Here is a 19165-nt window from a genome sequence, read left to right on the forward strand (position 1 = left end):
CCCATCGGATCCACCCACTTTTGAAACCACCACTGCGTCTCTTCATCGGGACCACTCGCATCGTGATTGCCCACGATATTGTAAAAATGTGATCGCCGATGTTTGGTCGATACACCGTATTGCCGAACCACCTCCTCCCCTTCTTCATCATCCGGCGGTTCCTGCGCACCGGATAGATCGCCAATATCGAGCATCACATCCCATTCAAAATCCCGCTCTGCCTGCAAAATGGCTGTTTCTAAACTCTTTCGCCCCCGCCGCAAATCCGTTCCCACATGTGCATCTCCACCAGCCCAGAGTGTAAATGCGCTCATTGCACCCCCCGCCAACCGATATCAATACTCGTGTACCCATTTGTATATCGCTTCAAATGGTCCGGAATATTTTTCAAAAACCACTGGCCTGATTCCGGAATCTCCCACGGAATATCGATCCTGTGATTGCGATCTCTAAACCCAATCGCGCACGAAAGGCGCGTATCCTCCAACCGATTGGGAAATGCCCCGTGGTACGTTCGGTGGGCAAACACAATCATATCTCCCCCATTTGTGAACAGAGGCACCAACCCCGGAATATCAAATCCCGCGTAGCGGTGTTCTTCCTCGCCTTCGGGATAAAACGAACGTCGATCTGCCGTCATCTTAAATCCTTCGGGACCTTTCCAGCCCTCCACATGGGAATCTTCGATCACGCATAGACCGCCGTGAACCGGGCGCGATCCCGTCAGATAAAACCACTTGCCCGACGGCCAGAGTCCGCGATTCAACACATCGCCCGAGTTCAAAATTTTATCGGAATATCCACACCAATCGGTATGCCACCCCACGGGCTGAGATCCCGACATCCGGATAATCGCAGCAGACCGGTGGACAGTCATATCATCGGTGCCAATCAAATGCCGGTGAATAGCCATAAATGGCTCGTATTCCAAAAGCTCCCATGCACCTGACCCAGATTCGATCCACGCATGTCGCGTGCGACTCTGTCCGTGCTCTAAAGTCCCGTCTGGATCGGTACCGTCATACACTGCCTGCTTGAGCTTCTCGACAATCTCATCCGGCAACACATCTTTAATAATCGCAAACCCGTGCGCCTCCAGGCATTCGGACATTGCATCGAGTTCATCTGTAGCAAACTCATAGCAATAGCCCAAATCGGGCTTTTTAATATGTGAATAGTCTGACATTTTTCCTCCCTGTAAGCTCTTTATTCAGGTGGGTCAGAAGACAGAGCATTGCCATCTGTCACCTGGCATCCGGCCAATAACACTTCCTGCACGGTCAAATCATGTGCTTGAGAATAATCCGGTTCTTTCCCCCCATTCATACACGCTTTCAACTCCCGCAACAGCGTTGGAAAACTATCGGGAGGTTCAATCTCCAATTCCTGCCAGCCGCTTTGATACCCTTCGGCTTCCTCTTCCAAGCACAAACTCAGATTATTGGAGCCAATGGGCGCGTGAAGCGCTGTCCCTGCCGTCCCGTGTACCTCAATCCGCCGCGCCATACCCACCTGCATAGCGGCCATGTCAATCGTACCGAGACCGCGTTTAAAATCGTGTACCACAACCGCATTGTCAACGACAGTTCGCTTGCCGTAATGTTTTCTGAGAATGGGATGTACATCTGTCGGACGTCCCATCAGAGCCACCATAATATCGACGAGATGACCCGCCATCTCAAAATAAATTCCCCCGTGATAAATACCGTTCTCCTCTTCCAACTCTGTGCGCCAGCTATGGGGCTTTGGGATGTGCCCGCGGTAAGCGTAAATATCACCCAACACACCCAGCTTTGCCAATCGAATAATCTCGTGAACAGCCGGATTATAACGCCACATATAGGCCAAATTGAGGACCAATTGTTTGTCCGACGCCAATTTCTGGATGCGCTTAAACTGGCCCAGATTGACCCCTGCGGGTTTTTCCAGCAACACATGCTTGCCTGCGGTGAGTGCTTGTTCGGCATAATCCAAATTCTGATAGACATGCCCTTCGACAATAACGGCATCGGCCTCACTGTTTAACACCGCGTCAACCGAATCAAAAATGGGAATATCCAGCCCCACCTCCGCACTCTTTTCTCGCCGGATCGCAATCACTTCGGGATCGGGATCGTACATGCCAATGAACGCAACCTCATCGGGCGATTGTGCAGCTTCCCGCAAGTGCATACTCGTATGACTGTGCCAACATCCCAAAAACGCAACTTTTAATGCCATTGAAAACTCCTTTATTATTTCATCTCGAAATCTCCCGAACCAACCGCACGGTATTCCACACCCTCATCTCGAATGGTCACAAACGACGATGTCCGGATCTGCAACTGTACTGTGCCCTCAATCTCGCGAAGCGGAAAAAAGCAATGCGCCGCCCCTGTATTTGTGACGCGAAAACCGGGATCGTCTTCGAGAATGACGTGCTCACCCACCACGCGTTGAACGCGCAACCCACGCGTTGTACCATCGCCAAATGTCACCACAGCAACAGCCCCATCTATATCCTCCATTTCAGGCGTGCCATTCACGACCAATGCATGATAAGGCGCACCATCCTCTATTCGCAATACATCTGTAACCTGCTCCGTATAGATACCTTCACCCGTTAATTGCGCTGTTTGCCATTGCACCTTCTCCCCACCCCATAAACCCATAACTCGCGCCTCGCCATCCTGTTCGCGCACAAAACCGACCTCGCCTTGAAATGTAAGATCACCCCTGCGAAAAACTTCTGTCCCGGGTTGCAGAACAATATGATCTGTAACCCCCCGGTGGCGCACTTTCAGGTACGCGCCGCGCTCGCCAATATCTTCCACCTCAACAGAATCGACAAACGCCTTATCCCGAAACGGCTCGTGAACAGCCATGAATCGACTCGGTGATCGACCTTTTTGCCGAACCATCAACATGGGCATGCGAAAGCGATCAATCAGTGTTTCATCTTCATCTGCGCGCCGTACAGAGGGCGCATCACCCACAAAAAGTTCGCTATCCTTCAGTCCCACAAGATGAATACGCACGGCAACATCATCTCCTTGAAAGGTGACACGCGCATCCTGCACACGCTCGCTATGCAGTACATTTTGAAAAAATGCAAGCGCAACATTCCGCCCCTCTGCATCTCCCTGGTCGCGTTCGTGTTCTGGGAACCGCACCTTCACACCTGGCAAAAGGTTTTCTCCATAGTGCTGCAAAGGCACATTGGTCTCTGTCCGCATATCCACATCCGCGCTTCCGTGCATCACCCAATCGCGCTGATCGCCGCCCCGCACGCGAAACAGATCAACCACATAATGATCCTCTCCCCCCACATTTACGAGCATGACCAACCGCCGATATTCTTCCGCCAGTCCGGGATACACGCCCTCTCCACTCGCTTCTACCCATTGCACACGGGGGTATGCGACTTCAAAAGCCAGCAGAGAGCCGTCTATAATACCTTTTCGGTTGGAGCGTTCCTGTTCTTCTTCATCGATCAACACAGTATTGTGGCACAAGGTACTGACCGTCCAGCTGCGGTATTGGGTATGGGTATAGCCCACATCGGAGAGCAATTCCTGTCCTCTGGCAAAAATCATCAGATTCAAATTATCCGCATGGGCATGTCCATAAGCTCCCGAAAAATGCAGATGCACCTGCACCTGATGTTCGCCATTTCCCCTCCCCAGCCACGCATGCCCAACACCCGGCAGCAGTGTCGCATGCGATTGTTCAAGCGGTTTGACATTGGGATCAACCCGCCGACTATCCCGATATGCCCAGGCATCGTGCATGGGAATCCACCTCCCATCGGGATATCTGCAAATATCCAGAAGCCGACTTGCCTTTTTTACAATATCAATATCGCGCTCCAAATCCAGGTTATCATATCTCCTGCCATCATCCGACACATACCCCACAGGGTCGGAATACCCTTTCAGCGCATCAAATACCACTTGCATACCTGCCATTGTCATCCGGTGATACCCCAAACTGCCTTCATGCCAGAAGCCATCCGCATAAAATTGGCTCTCAAACAGTCCGATACTGCGACGAACCGCTTCATGTACCAGTTCGGGATCGCCCAAAACGCGCCCCATCACCGCATACCCGCGATAGATATGGGGGCTCGCATTGGTATAGAGAATCCCGTGATACCTATCCTGCCGAATGGCCCCACGAAAGAAATCGTCCTCAATCCGCTTTTTCACATCTATCCCAACCGCATCGGACAATCGCTCCAGTTCACCACTCGTATAAATCGCATCATAGGCCATAACCAGATTGGTCGGCATTTCATCGTGCCGCCACCGCCCCCACTTTCCCCCATTATTTGGATAGGGCGGTTCAAACACAAATCCCTTTTGTTCGTGTGGCCGATCATAACTCACCAGAAAGCCCGGGTAATACTGCGCGAATGCGTCCAGAATCAATGTCGCGCGTCGCGCATACGTCGCATCTCCTGTTGCCTGGTACAATTCTCCCAAATCTTCCGCGATCGCCGCAAAATACACACGCGCTTCCCGCCACGCCTTTGCCCGAAAGTAATACCGAAATCCCGTCTCATCTTCCCAAAATGGATATGTCACCGTCTCACCTACCGGGTTGACAACCTTTAACACCTGGTCATCGGAATACGCCTCATTGGGAAACACCATCTCGCAATAGCGACACTGCACGCGATGTGGATTTTTAATGGACCATCGCAACTGCCCTTCTTGAGCACCCGCATCGCAATCGGGACACCCCACAAATCGAAACCCCGTTTTATCGGGAATCAACGCCACCATCTCCGCTTCAGAAAGCACCATCACCGCTCGCACCCGCCGTTTCATACGCGCGATTTCCTTTTCGGTTAAACTCACCTGATAAACCGGGCGTTCAATGGCTTGCATAGCCGATACTCCTGTGAAAATTTGAATAAAAATTAAAAAAGAAATGCGTATTGACATTGTATATACAATTCTCTAAATTGTTTTATGGATATTTACTACGAACTGCACAATATCACCTTTATCTGGGATGAAAATAAAGCTCGTACAAACTCAATAAAACACGATGGTGTAACTTTTGAGCAAGCTGCAGAAGCTTTCTTTGATCCCTTTTTAAAAGTGGTGGATGCGAGTCGTAGTGAAGAGGCCCGCGATGCCGTTGTTGGGCTGGATACACGCTGGAATTTACTATTCGTTGTTCACATTGAAATACAAGATGATGAAATTCGGATCATTTCAGCCCGTAAAGCAACTCGAAGGGAAAGATTTGACTATGAAAATTGACAAATTAAAAAATCGTCTGCGGAAAAACCGTCCTATGACGACCGTATCTATTCGGTTTCCCGAAGATGTTATCGACGATCTAAAGCAAGTTGCACCAATGCTGGGATTCTCCGGATACCAACCACTTATTCGCGCTTACGTAGGTCAGGGCTTGCGTGTGGATCTTGAACGCTTAGATCAGGAGATCCTACCTGCTTTGGTCAATAACCTAAAAAAACGCGGTATCAGTGAAGCACTAATCACCGAAGCTTTGGCAGAAGCAAACCAAGCACCAAAACCGCAATAATTATTACTGTACAAATCATCCCTTTTTTGAGCAAGCCTTACAGAATCCTCTGTGAGGCTTTTATTTTATCTCATCCAAACGCGCACGAAACCCGGGCAAAAGAGCTGTGACCACGGCGGTTGCAACCAGGGCGACACTGGTGTGCAAACCGAGGGCAATAGGCGCGCCATAAACTTCGGTGAGTTTGCCAATTTGCAGGCTACCAAGCGGTCCTGCGCCAATGGCGAGGACAAGTGTACCCATAGCGCGATCTCTCATATCATCGCGAGCAGCGATAAGCATAATTGAGCTTTGCATCACACTGAAAAATGCATGCCCAATGCCGGCAAGTATGAGGAGAAAGATGGCGAGTGGAAAAGCAACCTGCGTGCCGAACAGGGTAAGCGCACCAACCCAGGACGTGCTAAAGGCAAAGACAAACAGCGCAAGAGACTGGAAAAGCGATCCAGCGGAAAATATCCAGCCGCGACTGAGGCGCGAGCGCAACACACTGACCGCGTAAAGGCCAAAAAACGCCCCAATACCATTGCACGCGCCCAGCACACCGTATTCAAGTGGCCCCTTGTGAAGAATATCGTGTGTAAAAATGGGCAGGATGGTCTGGTAGGGAAACGCCAGAAAATTCATGATCACAGTAATGAGCAGCGTACCCATAATCGGCTGGCTGGTACGTATGTATTGCAAGCCTTCGCGCATCAGCGTCCACGGAGAGGTTTTGAGAATCGCGGGGTGACGCGGCACTTTGACGCCCAGCATGATCAGAAATGAGATAAGGGAGATGAAAAAAATAGTGATATAACAGTCCAATACGCCAAATAAAGCGTAAATATATCCGCTTAAAAAAGGCCCAATCATGCGAGCGATATTTTGGGTAAAGCTTTCGAGCATCATCGCTTCAACCGTGCGCTGCTTGCTTACCAGATCGGGTACCAGAGCGCGACGAGCAGTCCAATTAAGAGACCACGAGGTGCCAAATAACACTGCGCCAATCGCGAGATGCCAGACTGCCAGTTGGTTGGTCCAGAGCAGCAGGATAATGGCTGCGAGAACCAGTACGCTGAGCCATTGCGAGAAAATCACGATGCGAACGCGCCCAACGCTATTGATCAATGGCCCGGCGATAAAACCGATGAGCAACAGGGGAATAGATCGGTAAAAGCCAATCAGTGCGACCTCAAACGCAGAGTGGGTAATCTCAAAAACGAGCCATCCCACGACAATCATTTCCATCCACATGGCCTGCCACCAGAGCATATTGCTCAAGATCAGGTAGCGAAAGCCGCGATTGCCCAGGGGGGCAAGGGACCCTCGAAAGGAGATGACAAATTTTCCCGTTCTTCTAATGCGCATGGTCGAGTTTCAAATCCAATCTTCATAGCGCGGAGAATGTCGTCTATCGCTATAGCCTCTGCTCTTTTACCGCCCAATCTCAAAATCGCGCGCCACTGCCCTTGCCATCGTCACGAGTACATCGTCGTCAATGCGCACGCGATAATTGGGATTAATATATTGAAATTGGATCTTGCGATTGGGTGCAATCACAAAGAGCGATGGTACGGGCAAAGAGCGTTTTCTGTTATTCACAAACGCAACGCCATAAGCCTTTGCTGCCTCAAATTCCACATCAGATAATAACGCAAAATCGAGACCCACGCGATCGCGCACCTCAGCCAATTTTTCAGGCGGATCGGGCGCAATAGCAATAATTTCAAAACCCAAACTATCCAACTGTGACTTCAGTTCCTGCAGTTGTCCCAACTGCCGTCGGCAATGCGGTCACCAGTATCCCCGATAAAAAATCAAAATCGTCGGTTTTTTGTGTGTGCCCAGGTCAAAATCTCGTCCATTCGCATCGACGAGTGTCAGCGAGGGAACTTCATCGCCAACCATCAAGGGACGCACCTTATTCGGCGCATCGGGCAATTGCGCGTGCCCCCATCCAAAAGTACCAAACACTACCAGCAACGCAATCCAGATTATTTTCTTCATAAAAATCTCCTATATTACAATGAAAGAATCTTCTCGATCTTCCCCGGCTGTGCCCAGTTGCATTTTCCCTCTCCGTTGAGTTGTCTCAACAACGTGGGAATACCCGGATGGTGAAGCGCAGAACAAATTCGCCTGGCATCAGCCTCATCCCAACAAGGGATAAACGCCTGCATCGCTTGATTCGCCTGCCATATCTGCCCATCTCTGCTATTTAAGATCACAGGATGGAAATCACTCTTGCCATAAGCCTCCCAAATCACCTTGTAAGGTGCAAAAGAATACGGGCCGACACCGAGCAGTGACCACCAGACACCTTTGGCAATAGCTGACCGGATCAAAGTACCTTTCCGACTCTCCAGTTTGTCTCTAACCTCAATGAGATATTGTCTGAGATCGGCATATTGCTCAATACTGGTCCACGAAAGCGGTCGTCCTGTATCTCTATCATACGGAAGCAGAATCCATTTATGCGGGACCATATCCCCATTTTTCCATATCTCCTTTGTCGCAAGCGGAAAGAGAAATTCCTCAGGCAGATGCGTTGGTTTATCCTCGAACATAAAAATCGCATTCGCACCACACGTATTTACGCCCTGGCGCGGTTTCTGATCAGAAGATAGTTCGACTTTGATGGCACCAAGATCAGCAGTGTCTCCGCGTTTAAGAACGCGCCATTGATCGTCAGATGCCTTTAGAGGAACCGCACGGTGTTCGATCCACCCCCCTCCCCGCTCTCTGAAATATCTGACGGGGAATCTGTGCGGCACATCCATGCGAAACCTGGCGCAGCAATAAGATGTACCTACCCCTTCAAACACCTCTGTCGCCGTAAATTCACAGACTTCATCTACCTCAAATCTCCGACCATTGGCAACATAGTCCCTGAACCCTTTGTGGGCATCACCGCCCGAAAAAAGAGAAAGTGGGAGAAAGAAACACCCTATCCCATTCCCACGCAGCAATTTGCCCAGTACGACCTTCAAAACCAAAGCCGCTATATCGGTGCGCGAGGAACCGAGAAGAACCTGTTTCTTATCGGGAACAAGACCTTCTGCTTCAAAATAAGGCTTGAGTCTCTCCTTATATGAATCAGACAAATCCGTAAAATTTGCCCACGGCGGATTGCCAAACAAAATGTCGTAATCGGTATTTGGAGGATCTGTAATCACATCTAATGCGAGAAGTTGCGATGAGGGAAAATCAATCGCGAATTTCCGATACGCTTTAAGTTGAAATGCCTGAAGATGTGACGTATGGACCTCGATCAACGTCAGGCGCGAAAGAAGCTCTGGCGATACCCGAATACCTCTCGATCTGGCGAGACGGAACAGTGCGAGCGCGAAAGCGCCCTGTCCCGCAGCCGGGTCACAAACAGACGCCCCATCAATCCACGCATCGAAAATACCCCACCGCTCGATAAGCCATTCTGCCCATTTAATCGGAGTAAAAACCTGCCCGACCTCAACACTGTGTGAACTGCTTATAGACATACTTCTCAACCCATTCCAGTGCAATTAATTATGCCAATCACCTGACGAACTTTCTTCAACGCAACCAGATACTGACTTTGGATCCATATCTTCTTTGAAATCACATATCGCATTTATACACATTTGTTTGTCAAAATTCAACCCGATTATACCCGCCTGACAAACACCTGTCAACCGATTTGTGTCAATGAGACGCGGGAATATACTATTGGTTATTTTTAATCCGTTCAATTAAAAAAGACGGCACTGGGAAAATTGCCAGTGCCACTTTTTCATTTTTTAGACTATATTTTGTCTTTTAGTTTTACAAAATATCAAGAGAAAAGGAGATATTGGGATGCAGCAGAAATTCATGGACAGAGCCATAGAGCTCTCCCGGATTCATATGAGGGCGGGAGAAGGCGGCCCATTCGGTGCGGTCATTGTCAAGGATGGAAGAATTATTTCAGAGGGATATAATGAGGTACTCTCCAGCAAAGACCCCACAGCCCATGCGGAGATCATGGCCATCAGAAAGGCGACATTCAAGCTCGATACTTTCCACCTCACGGGATGCGAAATCTACACCAGTTGCGAACCCTGTCCCATGTGTCTCGCCGCCATCTACTGGGCCAGGATTGAGACAATTTATTTTGCCAATACCGCTGAAGACGCCAGAAATATCGGCTTCGACGACCAATTCTTTTACCAGGAATTGCAACTGCCGCGAGCCAAACGGCAAATTCCCTCCCATCAATTGCTGCGCGATCAGGCATTAGCGGTCTTCAAAGAGTGGCAGGAAAAGGCGGATCGCATTGAATACTAAAGTGCCCCGACCACAAACCGGATCGCGAATAGCACCGCCACCGTAACCACTGCCAGATTCAGCTCATGGCGGCGCCCGCCCAACACCTTAATGAGTGCATAGGAGATGAATCCAAGACCGATCCCTGTGGCAATCGAATAGGTGAAAGGCATCGCGATTGCAGTCACGATGGCGGGGACGCACTCAGTCAGATCTTCCCATTCTATGTGCCGAAGTGCACGCGCCATGACACACCCTACGAACACGATCGCCGGGGCAGTCGCGTAAACCGGAATCGCAGTCGCCACCGGTGCGAACACAAGCGCGACCAGGAAAAGCCCCGCCACGACCAGAGCCGTAAGCCCAGTCCGCCCACCTGCCCGCACCCCTGCCGCACTCTCGATACTTGACGTCGTGGTTGACGTGCCCAGGAGTGCGCCAACTATAGTGGCGGAGCTATCCGCTACAAGGGCACGGCGCAGCCCTGTAACCCGACCGGCGCTATCGGTCAATCCTCCCTCGTTGAGTACCGCAACCAGCGTGCCGCTGGTGTCAAATAGATCCACCATCAGGAATGCGAATACGATCGAGATCAAGCCTATCTCGAATGCCCCGACAATGTCCAGCTGCAACGCTGTTGGAGCCAGCGAAGGTGGTAGCGCTACCACGGATTCCGGTGCTGACGATAGCCCCCCTATCCAACCCACCAATGCCACAACCAGAATGCAGATCAGCACAGAGCCAGGCACCTTCCGGTGCTCGAGCGCTACGATTCCAATGAATCCGAGGCCCGCCAGCACCACTGTCCACTGAGCCAGATCGCCCAGCGTGACCAGCGTGGCTTCGCTGGCTACCACAATCCCTGCGTTGCGCAATCCAATAATGACAAGGAAGTATCCGATACCCGCTGCGATGGCCATCTTCTGTGAGCGAGGAATGCTGTTGACGACCCACTCTCGCACGGGAAGCACGGACAGGATGAGCATCAGGCATCCAGAACAGAACACCGCTCCGAGCGCGACCTCCCAGGACAGGCCCAGCGTACCTACTGCAACCGCAGCGAAATAGGCGTTCAGACCCATTCCCGGGACCAGTGCAATGGGATAGTTGGCGTAAAGGCCCATGACCGCAGAGCCAAAGGCTGCAGCGAGACAGGTGGCTACCAGCACTGCGCCAGTGTCCATTCCCGCGCCTCCCAGCACCAGCGGATTCACGAAGATGATATACGATAGGGTCAAAAATGTGGTGCAACCCGCCAGCACTTCCTGCCGCACGTTCGAGTTTCGATCTTCCAACTGAAAATAGCTCATTATTCCGTTGCTCCTCTCTGCATTGTGGATTCTTCAGCTATATATGTACTCCATCCTATCGAATGATCCATCTTCTGTCAAGACAGTACCACGTTCATTATTGCAAAGGACAGATATTTTGCACTTTGCACATCCCCTTAAAAGCGATACTTTAAGCGAGAAACGGATGAGCAGGACAGACTGACCACTAACGACTGATTATTCACCTCATGAATGACCTTGCAATCTATCTTACCACAAGCCTTTGCGCTGCGTACATCTCGCTGATCGCCATTTTTTTATTTGGCCTTTCTCGCAGATCGCGGCGAGTAAATGGACGGTGTCTATCCGTTTCCGTTGTTGTGCCCGCTCGCAATGAAGCCGCCAACATCGATGCGTGTTTGCGCGCTTTGGCCGCACAGACCTATCCTGCCAACCATCTGGAAATTATCGTAGTCGATGACCGCTCCACCGATGATACCGCCGCTCGAATCGACAAATGGACGCGCTGTTTACCCAATCTGAGCCGTGTATCTGTCACACATCAGAACTATATCTGTCCCAAAAAAAACGCCCTGTGGCAGGGCATCAAACACGCGCGTGGAGATATTATTTTTACAACAGACGCCGATTGTCGGCCCGGTCCCAATTGGATAACCTCAAATCTCGCGCACTTTGCGCCTGATGTCGGCATGGTCATCGGCCATGCTCCCCTGCTGCAAAACGAAAAAGTCCTATCGGGCTTGCTATCTCTCCAAGCACTCATCGTCTCAACGCTCGCGGCGGGCAGCGCGGGCATTGGATTTCCGCTCACCTGTTCGGGGCGCAACATGGCCTATCGCAGAAAGGCCTTTGATGAGGTCAACGGTTTTAACAACGTCGGACACATCATAGGTGGTGACGATGTATTGCTCATGCGCCAAATTGCACAAAAAAGCATGTGGAAAATTCGGTTCAACACAGACGCCGATGCATTTGTCCCCTCGGCATCTCACCCGGACAATCTCATCAATCGACAGGTGCGCTATCAATCCAAAACCATTCACTACGGCATTCCCACCTTGATTCTGGCTCTTGCGGTATATATATTCCATGTCATTCTGGCGACATTGCCCATTTTATTCTGGGTCAACGTCGAATTATTTTATGTGGTCGGCTCTTGCCTGGGGATCAAAATAATCGCCGATGCCATTTTTTTGCTCTTGGGCAGCATCCGGTTCAAAAGCCCGAAATTGCTCCTGTGGTTTCCAGTTCTCGAAATCCTGATCATACCCTATATTGTCATCATCTGCGCGCTCGGCACATTTTCACCGTTCAAATGGAAATAGTATGTTATCAATCAAATTGCTGCCCGAAACCTTCATGCGATACCATCGCGCAATCACGCCCCGGCGAATATGGAATGCCTCAAAAGTGATCGCGTCCTACGCCCTCTCCAATCTGTTTCGGCGGGATATTCGCATGGGTAAACCCTTTGTGCTCATGGTCGAACCCACCAATTTCTGCAACCTCAAATGCCCCCTCTGTCCCTCTGGCAATGGCGACATGACCCGCGAGCGCGGCATTATGCCGTTTGAACACTTCAAGCATGTCTTCGAACAACAGGCCGATCACCTTCTGCTCCTTATGTTGTGGAATCAGGGCGAACCCTTTATCAACAAACACCTCACCGACATGATCCGATTGGCCTCCGCGCACAATGTCCCCACACTGACCAGCACCAATGTCCACTACATCAAAAACCGGGAAACCGCCCGGGACATCGTCGATTCCGGCCTGTCCGAGCTCGTGGTCTCTCTGGATGGCGTCACACCCGAAAGCTATGTCAAATACCGCGTAGGCGGCAATTTTGACCGCGTGCTCGACGGCATTCGTCTGCTCGTTCAGGCAAAACGCGATCTACAAAGCAGCCACCCCCTGATCCACCTGCAATTTATCATCATGAAACACAACGAACACGAAATTGAGGCTGCGCGCAAATTCGCTCGGGAGTTAGGTGTAGATCGCCTCTCACTCAAAACAGCCCAGGTTTATACCGAATCCGATGCAGAGACCTTCTTGCCCTCTGAAGAGAAATTCAGCCGCTACGATTACAATGCAGACCATCTTTCGACCAAAAGCAAAATCAGCAACACCTGTCGGCATCTCTGGTACAGTACTGTCATCAATTGGGACGGCGCTGTATCGCCCTGTTGCTTTGACAAAGATGTTCACTACGGTCTCGGCGATGCCCTCAGTGAATCGGACTTCGACCAGATCTGGACCGGTCAAAAATACACGGACTTCCGAAACGCCATCCTCAAAGACCGCAAATCTGTGCCGATATGTAACAACTGCTCAGAAGGCGTAAAAGGCATGTTTTACGACATAGAAAAAGTCGAGCACTGATTAAACAATGGATATTATCCTCCACTTATTGCTGCTCTCTACAGTCCTCTACACCCTCGTCGCACTGTGTTTTTTTTTCGGATTATTCCGCCTGAACAATCAGCCGCGCACTGATGAAACGCCATTTATATCCATCGTTATTGCCGCGCGCAATGAAGCGGACTATATCGGTCTGTGCCTCGAATCCCTGAAACAACAGATCTATCCATCCGACAGATTTGAAATCCTCGTCGTTGACGACGACTCGATAGATAATACATCCCAAGTCGTCGCCTCTATGCGCCTGGACAACCTCCACCTTTTGTCTGTCGATAACAGCTTTCCAGAAATGACGGCAAAAAAACGACCGATGTCCGTTGGCATTCACCATGCGAGGGGTGAATGGATTCTCACGACCGATGCCGACTGCACAGTGCCACCCACCTGGATCGCCAGCATGGCGTCTTATATGGCGGCTGATATTGGCATTGTCATTGGTTTTTCGCAACTTACATCGCGCTCGTTTTTCGGCCGATTGCAGGCTTATGATTTTCTCACCCTCATGGCCGCAGCTGCCGGTGCCGCGGGGACAGGCATCCCCCTGGCTGCTTCGGGACAAAATTTTGCCTATCGCAAAGGTCTTTTTGAAAAAGTCGGCGGTTTCCACGACATCGCACACCGCCCATCTGGCGACGATGTGCTATTGCTCCAATTGCTGCGCCGAGCATGGGATGGACGCATCGCGTTTGCCGCTGATCCCGGCGCATTTGCAACCACCCATCGCCCCGAAACGCCACCATCGTTCTGGCAGCAACGCAAGCGATGGGCATCTAACGCCGCGTATCAACTGCGTCTCAACCCCATTTTTTTTTCCTATATTGCAGTGGTATTTTTGACCAACGCGCTCATTCCCACTGCTTTTCTCATCTCAATAATAGATAGTACATACACCCTGCCCCTGACCTGCTGGGGTGCAAAAATACTGGTGGATCTGCTCGTAGTGGGAAAAGGTGTTTATACCTTCAAGCGTGCGGATCTACTCATCATGTTTCCCCTTTGGGAGATCTTACAAATCCCCTACACCATTCTCATCGGCCTCGCGGGAACCCTGCGCGGATTTACGTGGAAAGGTCGAGATCATTGAAGTATGAGGTATCTCATGACTACCAAAACCCTATTCTGCTTTCTCAGCCTGCTGCTCGCAATGCCATCCTATGCCCAGCGGCCACGCGCCCGGGATCTCGGCATTCAGATTGGCACATTGCCCACAGGCACATACAACGCCATTACCGATGTCGAAGGCGTTCTCGTCGGTCACGTCACTTTAATCGAAGGCAGTGGCGAACTCGTCGTGGGCAAAGGACCCGTGCGAACGGGTGTCACAGCTATCGTTCCGCACGGCGAAGATATCTATCGAAATAATATATTCGCCGCTGCCGAAGCTCTCAATGGCAATGGTGAAATGACGGGGATGGCCTGGATTAATGAACGCGGACAACTCGAAGTGCCCGTTGTACTTACGAATACGCTCTCTGTGGGAGAAGGCTATAGTGGGGTGGTCGAATACATGCTCAAGCAGGGCACCGGACGGGTCTCCCTACCTGTAGTCGCCGAATGTTACGACGGCGGTCTCAATGACATTGCAGGGCGCCATGTCACAGTCGATCATGTTGTCGAAGCTATTGAAATCGCCACAGGCGATGCCGTGCCCGAAGGCTCGGTTGGTGCGGGCACGGGCATGCGCTCGTATGGATTCAAAGCTGGCATCGGCACGGCCTCGCGCGTTGTTCCAGATGGACATACCATAGGCGTACTCGTCAACGCCAACTGTGGACGCAGGCCAGAACTCCTCATTGCCGGCGTTCCCGTGGGACGTGAAATACCCGTTCAGGCTTCTCCAACGCGCGATGGCTCGATCATCGTGGTCATAGCCACCGACGCACCCCTCGTACCACATCAACTGCGCCGCCTGTGCAAACGCGCCGCCATAGGCATTGGTCGCACGGGCACGGTTTCTCGCACCAGCAGCGGGGATTTTGCCATTGCCTTTTCAACCGCCTATCGCCTACCTCGCACCCGCGCTGACCGCGATACAATTACCACACTGCGCGATGGCCGGCTGAACGCCATCTTCCAGGCCACCATCGAAGCAACTGAAGAAGCCATTGTCAATTCCATGTGCGTAGCAGAACCCATGACGGGCCGAGACAATCGCACAATGCCCGCGCTACCGCATGACAAATTGGTCGAGGTGCTGAAAAAATACGGTCGAAGATAAACACAGGGACAGCTATTGATAGGTGAGGCTGCGAATGACGAATCCCCTTTCCTCGTCGGCAATATTCTCGTGGTAATCTACAAAGAACTGCTCCGGATAGCCGAACTCCTTGTTGTACGTGACGTCAATGCGGGCTGCGTTCTCGTCCAGCGCGGCCTGTAATACGGCGAACAGAGCCTTGACCGAAACGAACCGCTCAGGATCGGGGATATTGGGCACGGCCGGGTCGGCAGAGGCGACGCTCACGACTGCACCGCCGCGCACGGTTACTTCTGCGTCAGCAGTATAGTCTATCGGACAGAAGCAGTTCCATGCGCCTGTATAAACGTAGTTTGCAACCCTGCTTCGTTCCCAACGACCCTGATGACGGAGCACGTCCGCCTGTAGGGAGCCTGGATCGCGCACGAGAAGGACATCCTCGAAGATTGGCACATCGATCTCCCTACCGCCAGCGGTGATACCGGTTACAGTGCGGACGTACCTGCCCTCAGGCAAATCTACGTCAATCAGCGGCATATCAACGATCCTGTGGAAAGACACGGGCAGTATGCGCGTTGGATCAGGCAGATCCACAACCACTATCTGCGATCCCCTGTTGCCGGTTAGCTGGACGCGCACTGCGATAATGGTCCCATCAAACTCGCAACTGCCAGTGTTGATGGCGTCAACCTGCGTGGGTACGGCATCTTTGCCAATCACCGCCATGAGGTAGTCGTTCGAGTATGCCTCTGTAACCCCACACGCCACTTCCGAGGCATCCGGGAAAGTAGGCGATGGATTAATGCCACAGGCAACTGTGATCCCGAGGATCAATAGAACTCCTGATCTTGCAATATAGCGTCTGATGTTCATAATCCACCTCTTCGTGAATATAATTCTACTCATTCGCTTTTTATATACTCAGAACGCACAAAGGACATGGATAGTTCCTCGATGGCTCAGATAATCCGCCCTATCATCGCCCCGGACCTCCTCGCTATACGCCTCTTTTCTTGAGAGGGCGCGTTTTGGAGCGATAGATGTTGACAGATGCCCGACAGAGTGCCATACTTCCCAGCGTCGAGAAATTCTGAGAAAATACTGGAGGACCAGATATGTCTCAACTCCCCATCATCACTGCCCTTTGCGCCTATGTTTTTCTCACCTTATTGGTCGGTGTCTATGCTGGCAGGCGCGTCAAAGACTCCGCCGATTTTGTCGTTGCGGGTCGGCGTCTGGGCATCTTGCTGGCAACGGGCACGCTTTCCGCCACATGGTTTGGCACGGGCACTGTGCTCGGCGCAGCAGGCGCAGCTTACAAAGGCGGTTTTTTAGCCATCATTGCCGATCCCTTTGGTGCAGCCCTGTGTCTGTTTCTCGCTGGCCTGTTTTACGTGCGAATGATGCGCCGCATGGGCGTTTCAACCATTGCCGAATTTTTTGAACGGAGATTTGGCAAAACAGCCGGTGTGGTAGCCGCAGCGTGTACAATTCCGGCCTATCTCGGCTGGGTCGCGTCGCTGATGGTGGGATTTGGGAAAATTATCCACGCGCTCACGGGGCTGGATGCGGTGTTAGGCACCTGCCTGGGCGCTGTTATTGTGCTGATCTATACAACTGTAGGCGGCATGTGGGCGGTAACGCTAACAGACTTTATCCAGGTGGCCGTCTTAACTCTGGGACTGATCTTTATGACGCCCGTTCTCCTGAGCGACATGGGAGGATGGGCTGCCATTCGAGCACAACTACCCGATGATCAATTTTATCTCTACCCCCGCGATGCAGACATGACCACCTGGTTTAATTATGCGCGCGCCTGGTTGGTAATTGGCCTGGGCAATCTCGCTGGACAGGACCTTTTGCAACGCAGCCTGTCCAGCCGGAATGAATCCGTCGCCCAAAACAGCGCGTATCTCTCTGGTATTATTTACCTGACCGTTGGCCTCTTGCCCGTTTTCCTGGGTATTGCAGCCACACTCACATTTCCCAATCTGGCCGACCCCGAGCAGGTGATGATGAAACTCGCCGAAACCTATCTTCCTCCACTCGGCATGGCCGTTTTTATCGGTGCTTTGATCTCCGCGTTGATGAGCAGCGCAGACAGCGCCTTGCTCGCCCCTGCCAGCGTGATCGGAAACGATCTGATCCGCTATCTGCGCCCCGATATTGACGCGCGAACCCAACTTCGCCTGTGCCGCTTGAGTGTTCCCATCCTCGGCGTCATCGCGCTTTATCTCGCCCTTTCACACGACACAGTTTATACGCTGATGGTCGATTCCTGGTCCATCTTGCTGGCGACCCTTTTTGTACCTCTCACCGCAGGTATCTGGTGGCGCAACGCCAATCGCTCTGGCGCGCTCTGGTCAATGATTTCAGGTGCGATCGCCTATCTCATCCTCCTCCAAATCGCACCCGATCAACCCGCCGATCTCCTCGCAGTACCCATCGGCCTTCTCGCGCTTATCATCATAACCAAAACGACTACAAAAACAGATCCCCCCTTGCCCTTGAGCGATACGTCAGGAACACCTCTCCCCTATGAAAACCGCCTGGGTGCTCTAAATCCACTTCGAGGTTCATCTGATAGATAAATTAAAAGGAGACGCAATCATGACCCAACTTCTCGAAAAAGCACTCCAGGAAGTGTCTAAACTTCCGCCAGAAAAGCAGGAAGCTATCGCGAGTGTCATCCTTGAAGAACTCGAAGATGACCGTCGATGGGATGAAGCGTTTGCCGCATCGCAAGATAAACTCGGCAAACTCGCCCAAAAAGTCCGGTCCGATATCAAGGCGGGGCGTTTCAAAAAAATGGGGACAGAGATAACGTATGTCCAATAACTTGTTTTCTACTTACCGCCAGGGTGAGAATCGCATCACCTCTACGTTCTTAGCTGTTCTTCAACGGTTGAGCTTACCCAATATAGACCGGATTCTTGGAACACTTATTGGGGATACTGCTTTCAGTCTTGTATCTTTCGAAAATCAGCCAAAAGGAGAAAGATCGACACCTGACGCGAGAATTCGGACGGGATCTGATATCTGGATTGAGACTAAGACAAAACCTAACGCGGTGCGATCTGAACAGGTTATGCGGCATTTGAAAAGCCTCGGAGATGACGAACGCCTATTATTGCTGACGCCAGACGACAATCAGCCAGGAGACTTCGAAAATAGGGTTATCTGGTCGAACTTCAGAACCCTGGTCACAGCCATCGAAGAAATCCTTGAGGACAAGAGTGAGCCTCCTTCCGAGAAAGAGGCATTTCTCCTGAGGGAGTTCATATTGATGATCCAAGAAGACGGACTTACAGGCTCTACCGAATCCAGGGTTCTCGTGGTCGCTGCCAGAGAGGCGTGGCCGACATACAAAAAATCTCAATGCATATATATGCCAGTCTAACCGTAGATTCCAGCGTTCCACACACCTGGCTTTCTACGCAGAAGGCGCAGT

Annotated in this window: 19 protein-coding genes and 1 pseudogene; 10 read left to right on the top strand and 10 right to left on the bottom strand. The window is 51.4% G+C overall.

Features of this window, described 5'->3' with window-relative positions; translation table 11 throughout:
* The 4 genes from OXH16_14765 to OXH16_14780 all read right to left on the bottom strand — a co-directional run.
* The coding region (locus OXH16_14765; protein MCY3682661.1) for a hypothetical protein at positions 1-314 on the bottom strand (314 nt) is incomplete at its 3' end.
* The gene (locus OXH16_14770) at positions 311-1186 is read right to left on the bottom strand and encodes a phytanoyl-CoA dioxygenase family protein (GenBank protein ID MCY3682662.1); all 876 of its coding nucleotides are present in this window, start codon (positions 1184-1186) and stop codon (positions 311-313) included. The genes OXH16_14765 and OXH16_14770, both read right to left, overlap by 4 nt.
* A 20-nt stretch (positions 1187-1206) precedes the next feature.
* Complete coding sequence (locus OXH16_14775) at positions 1207-2220, bottom strand: Gfo/Idh/MocA family oxidoreductase (protein MCY3682663.1); 1014 nt, start codon at positions 2218-2220, stop codon at positions 1207-1209.
* Positions 2221-2234: 14 nt separating this feature from the next.
* Entirely contained in the window at positions 2235-4871 is a 2637-nt protein-coding gene (locus OXH16_14780; protein ID MCY3682664.1) for a heparinase II/III family protein, read from the bottom strand.
* Positions 4872-4955: 84 nt separating this feature from the next.
* Here OXH16_14780 and OXH16_14785 point away from each other — a divergent pair, with 84 nt between their 5' ends.
* Positions 4956-5252 (top strand): BrnT family toxin, encoded by a 297-nt coding sequence (locus OXH16_14785; GenBank protein MCY3682665.1) that lies wholly within the window; start codon positions 4956-4958, stop codon positions 5250-5252.
* On the top strand, positions 5242-5538 hold the full coding sequence (locus OXH16_14790) for a hypothetical protein (protein ID MCY3682666.1): 297 nt from the start codon (positions 5242-5244) through the stop codon (positions 5536-5538). The genes OXH16_14785 and OXH16_14790 overlap by 11 nt, the downstream gene beginning before the upstream one ends.
* 60 nt (positions 5539-5598) lie before the next feature.
* Here the strand turns inward: OXH16_14790 and OXH16_14795 are convergent, their stop codons facing one another.
* The 4 genes and pseudogenes from OXH16_14795 to OXH16_14810 all read right to left on the bottom strand — a co-directional run bounded on the left by OXH16_14795 (position 5599) and on the right by OXH16_14810 (position 9017).
* A complete protein-coding gene (locus tag OXH16_14795) occupies positions 5599-6888 on the bottom strand; it encodes an MFS transporter (GenBank protein MCY3682667.1) in 1290 nt (429 codons plus the stop codon).
* A gap of 66 nt (positions 6889-6954) precedes the next feature.
* Positions 6955-7299, bottom strand: a pseudogene (locus OXH16_14800) (redoxin domain-containing protein).
* Positions 7300-7314: 15 nt separating this feature from the next.
* The gene (locus tag OXH16_14805; GenBank protein MCY3682668.1) at positions 7315-7527 is read right to left on the bottom strand and encodes a hypothetical protein; all 213 of its coding nucleotides are present in this window, start codon (positions 7525-7527) and stop codon (positions 7315-7317) included.
* 14 nt (positions 7528-7541) lie between these two features.
* Positions 7542-9017, bottom strand: a complete 1476-nt coding sequence (locus tag OXH16_14810) for an SAM-dependent DNA methyltransferase (protein ID MCY3682669.1) — start codon at positions 9015-9017, stop codon at positions 7542-7544.
* Positions 9018-9354: 337 nt separating this feature from the next.
* On the opposite strand from OXH16_14810, the gene OXH16_14815 reads away from it, so the two are divergent.
* The gene (locus OXH16_14815; GenBank protein MCY3682670.1) at positions 9355-9822 is read left to right on the top strand and encodes a nucleoside deaminase; all 468 of its coding nucleotides are present in this window, start codon (positions 9355-9357) and stop codon (positions 9820-9822) included.
* Here OXH16_14815 and OXH16_14820 read toward each other — a convergent pair.
* Entirely contained in the window at positions 9819-11111 is a 1293-nt protein-coding gene (locus OXH16_14820; GenBank protein ID MCY3682671.1) for an NCS2 family permease, read from the bottom strand. The genes OXH16_14815 and OXH16_14820 overlap by 4 nt on opposite strands.
* 209 nt (positions 11112-11320) lie before the next feature.
* Here OXH16_14820 and OXH16_14825 point away from each other — a divergent pair, with 209 nt between their 5' ends.
* Genes OXH16_14825 through OXH16_14840 form a run of 4 tightly spaced genes read left to right on the top strand, consistent with a single transcriptional unit; the run spans position 11321 to position 15735 of the window.
* A complete protein-coding gene (locus OXH16_14825; GenBank protein ID MCY3682672.1) occupies positions 11321-12418 on the top strand; it encodes a glycosyltransferase in 1098 nt (365 codons plus the stop codon).
* Position 12419: 1 nt separating this feature from the next.
* Positions 12420-13478, top strand: coding sequence for an SPASM domain-containing protein (locus tag OXH16_14830; protein ID MCY3682673.1), 1059 nt, complete (start codon positions 12420-12422; stop codon positions 13476-13478).
* A gap of 7 nt (positions 13479-13485) precedes the next feature.
* Positions 13486-14601 carry a glycosyltransferase gene (locus tag OXH16_14835; GenBank protein MCY3682674.1) on the top strand — a complete coding sequence of 372 codons (1116 nt, stop codon included), beginning with the start codon at positions 13486-13488 and terminating at the stop codon, positions 14599-14601.
* 15 nt (positions 14602-14616) lie between these two features.
* On the top strand, positions 14617-15735 hold the full coding sequence (locus OXH16_14840) for a P1 family peptidase (protein MCY3682675.1): 1119 nt from the start codon (positions 14617-14619) through the stop codon (positions 15733-15735).
* Between the two features lie 12 nt (positions 15736-15747).
* Here the strand turns inward: OXH16_14840 and OXH16_14845 are convergent, their stop codons facing one another.
* On the bottom strand, positions 15748-16548 hold the full coding sequence (locus OXH16_14845) for a DUF6174 domain-containing protein (GenBank protein ID MCY3682676.1): 801 nt from the start codon (positions 16546-16548) through the stop codon (positions 15748-15750).
* Positions 16549-16829: 281 nt separating this feature from the next.
* On the opposite strand from OXH16_14845, the gene OXH16_14850 reads away from it, so the two are divergent.
* The 3 genes from OXH16_14850 to OXH16_14860 are packed head-to-tail and all read left to right on the top strand — an operon-like array spanning position 16830 to position 19114.
* Positions 16830-18305 (top strand): sodium:solute symporter family protein, encoded by a 1476-nt coding sequence (locus OXH16_14850; protein MCY3682677.1) that lies wholly within the window; start codon positions 16830-16832, stop codon positions 18303-18305.
* A gap of 19 nt (positions 18306-18324) precedes the next feature.
* Positions 18325-18552, top strand: a complete 228-nt coding sequence (locus OXH16_14855) for a hypothetical protein (GenBank protein MCY3682678.1) — start codon at positions 18325-18327, stop codon at positions 18550-18552.
* A complete protein-coding gene (locus OXH16_14860) occupies positions 18542-19114 on the top strand; it encodes a hypothetical protein (GenBank protein MCY3682679.1) in 573 nt (190 codons plus the stop codon). Before OXH16_14855 ends, OXH16_14860 begins: the two co-directional genes overlap by 11 nt.
* Positions 19115-19165: the final 51 nt, after the last annotated feature.

Source organism: Gemmatimonadota bacterium (assembly GCA_026705765.1).
In the GTDB taxonomy this organism is placed as follows: Bacteria; Latescibacterota; UBA2968; order UBA2968; family UBA2968; genus VXRD01.

Bases quoted from the DNA above. Each gene is read 5' to 3' on its own strand.
- OXH16_14770 (MCY3682662.1), bottom strand. From the start codon at position 1,186: ATGTCAGACTATTCACATATTAAAAAGCCCGATTTGGGCTATTGCTAT.
- OXH16_14775 (MCY3682663.1), bottom strand. From the start codon at position 2,220: ATGGCATTAAAAGTTGCGTTTTTGGGATGTTGGCACAGTCATACGAGT.
- OXH16_14780 (MCY3682664.1), bottom strand. From the start codon at position 4,871: ATGCAAGCCATTGAACGCCCGGTTTATCAGGTGAGTTTAACCGAAAAG.
- OXH16_14785 (MCY3682665.1), top strand. From the start codon at position 4,956: ATGGATATTTACTACGAACTGCACAATATCACCTTTATCTGGGATGAA.
- OXH16_14790 (MCY3682666.1), top strand. From the start codon at position 5,242: ATGAAAATTGACAAATTAAAAAATCGTCTGCGGAAAAACCGTCCTATG.
- OXH16_14795 (MCY3682667.1), bottom strand. From the start codon at position 6,888: ATGCGCATTAGAAGAACGGGAAAATTTGTCATCTCCTTTCGAGGGTCC.
- OXH16_14805 (MCY3682668.1), bottom strand. From the start codon at position 7,527: ATGAAGAAAATAATCTGGATTGCGTTGCTGGTAGTGTTTGGTACTTTT.
- OXH16_14810 (MCY3682669.1), bottom strand. From the start codon at position 9,017: ATGTCTATAAGCAGTTCACACAGTGTTGAGGTCGGGCAGGTTTTTACT.
- OXH16_14815 (MCY3682670.1), top strand. From the start codon at position 9,355: ATGCAGCAGAAATTCATGGACAGAGCCATAGAGCTCTCCCGGATTCAT.
- OXH16_14820 (MCY3682671.1), bottom strand. From the start codon at position 11,111: ATGAGCTATTTTCAGTTGGAAGATCGAAACTCGAACGTGCGGCAGGAA.
- OXH16_14825 (MCY3682672.1), top strand. From the start codon at position 11,321: ATGAATGACCTTGCAATCTATCTTACCACAAGCCTTTGCGCTGCGTAC.
- OXH16_14830 (MCY3682673.1), top strand. From the start codon at position 12,420: ATGTTATCAATCAAATTGCTGCCCGAAACCTTCATGCGATACCATCGC.
- OXH16_14835 (MCY3682674.1), top strand. From the start codon at position 13,486: ATGGATATTATCCTCCACTTATTGCTGCTCTCTACAGTCCTCTACACC.
- OXH16_14840 (MCY3682675.1), top strand. From the start codon at position 14,617: ATGACTACCAAAACCCTATTCTGCTTTCTCAGCCTGCTGCTCGCAATG.
- OXH16_14850 (MCY3682677.1), top strand. From the start codon at position 16,830: ATGTCTCAACTCCCCATCATCACTGCCCTTTGCGCCTATGTTTTTCTC.
- OXH16_14855 (MCY3682678.1), top strand. From the start codon at position 18,325: ATGACCCAACTTCTCGAAAAAGCACTCCAGGAAGTGTCTAAACTTCCG.
- OXH16_14860 (MCY3682679.1), top strand. From the start codon at position 18,542: ATGTCCAATAACTTGTTTTCTACTTACCGCCAGGGTGAGAATCGCATC.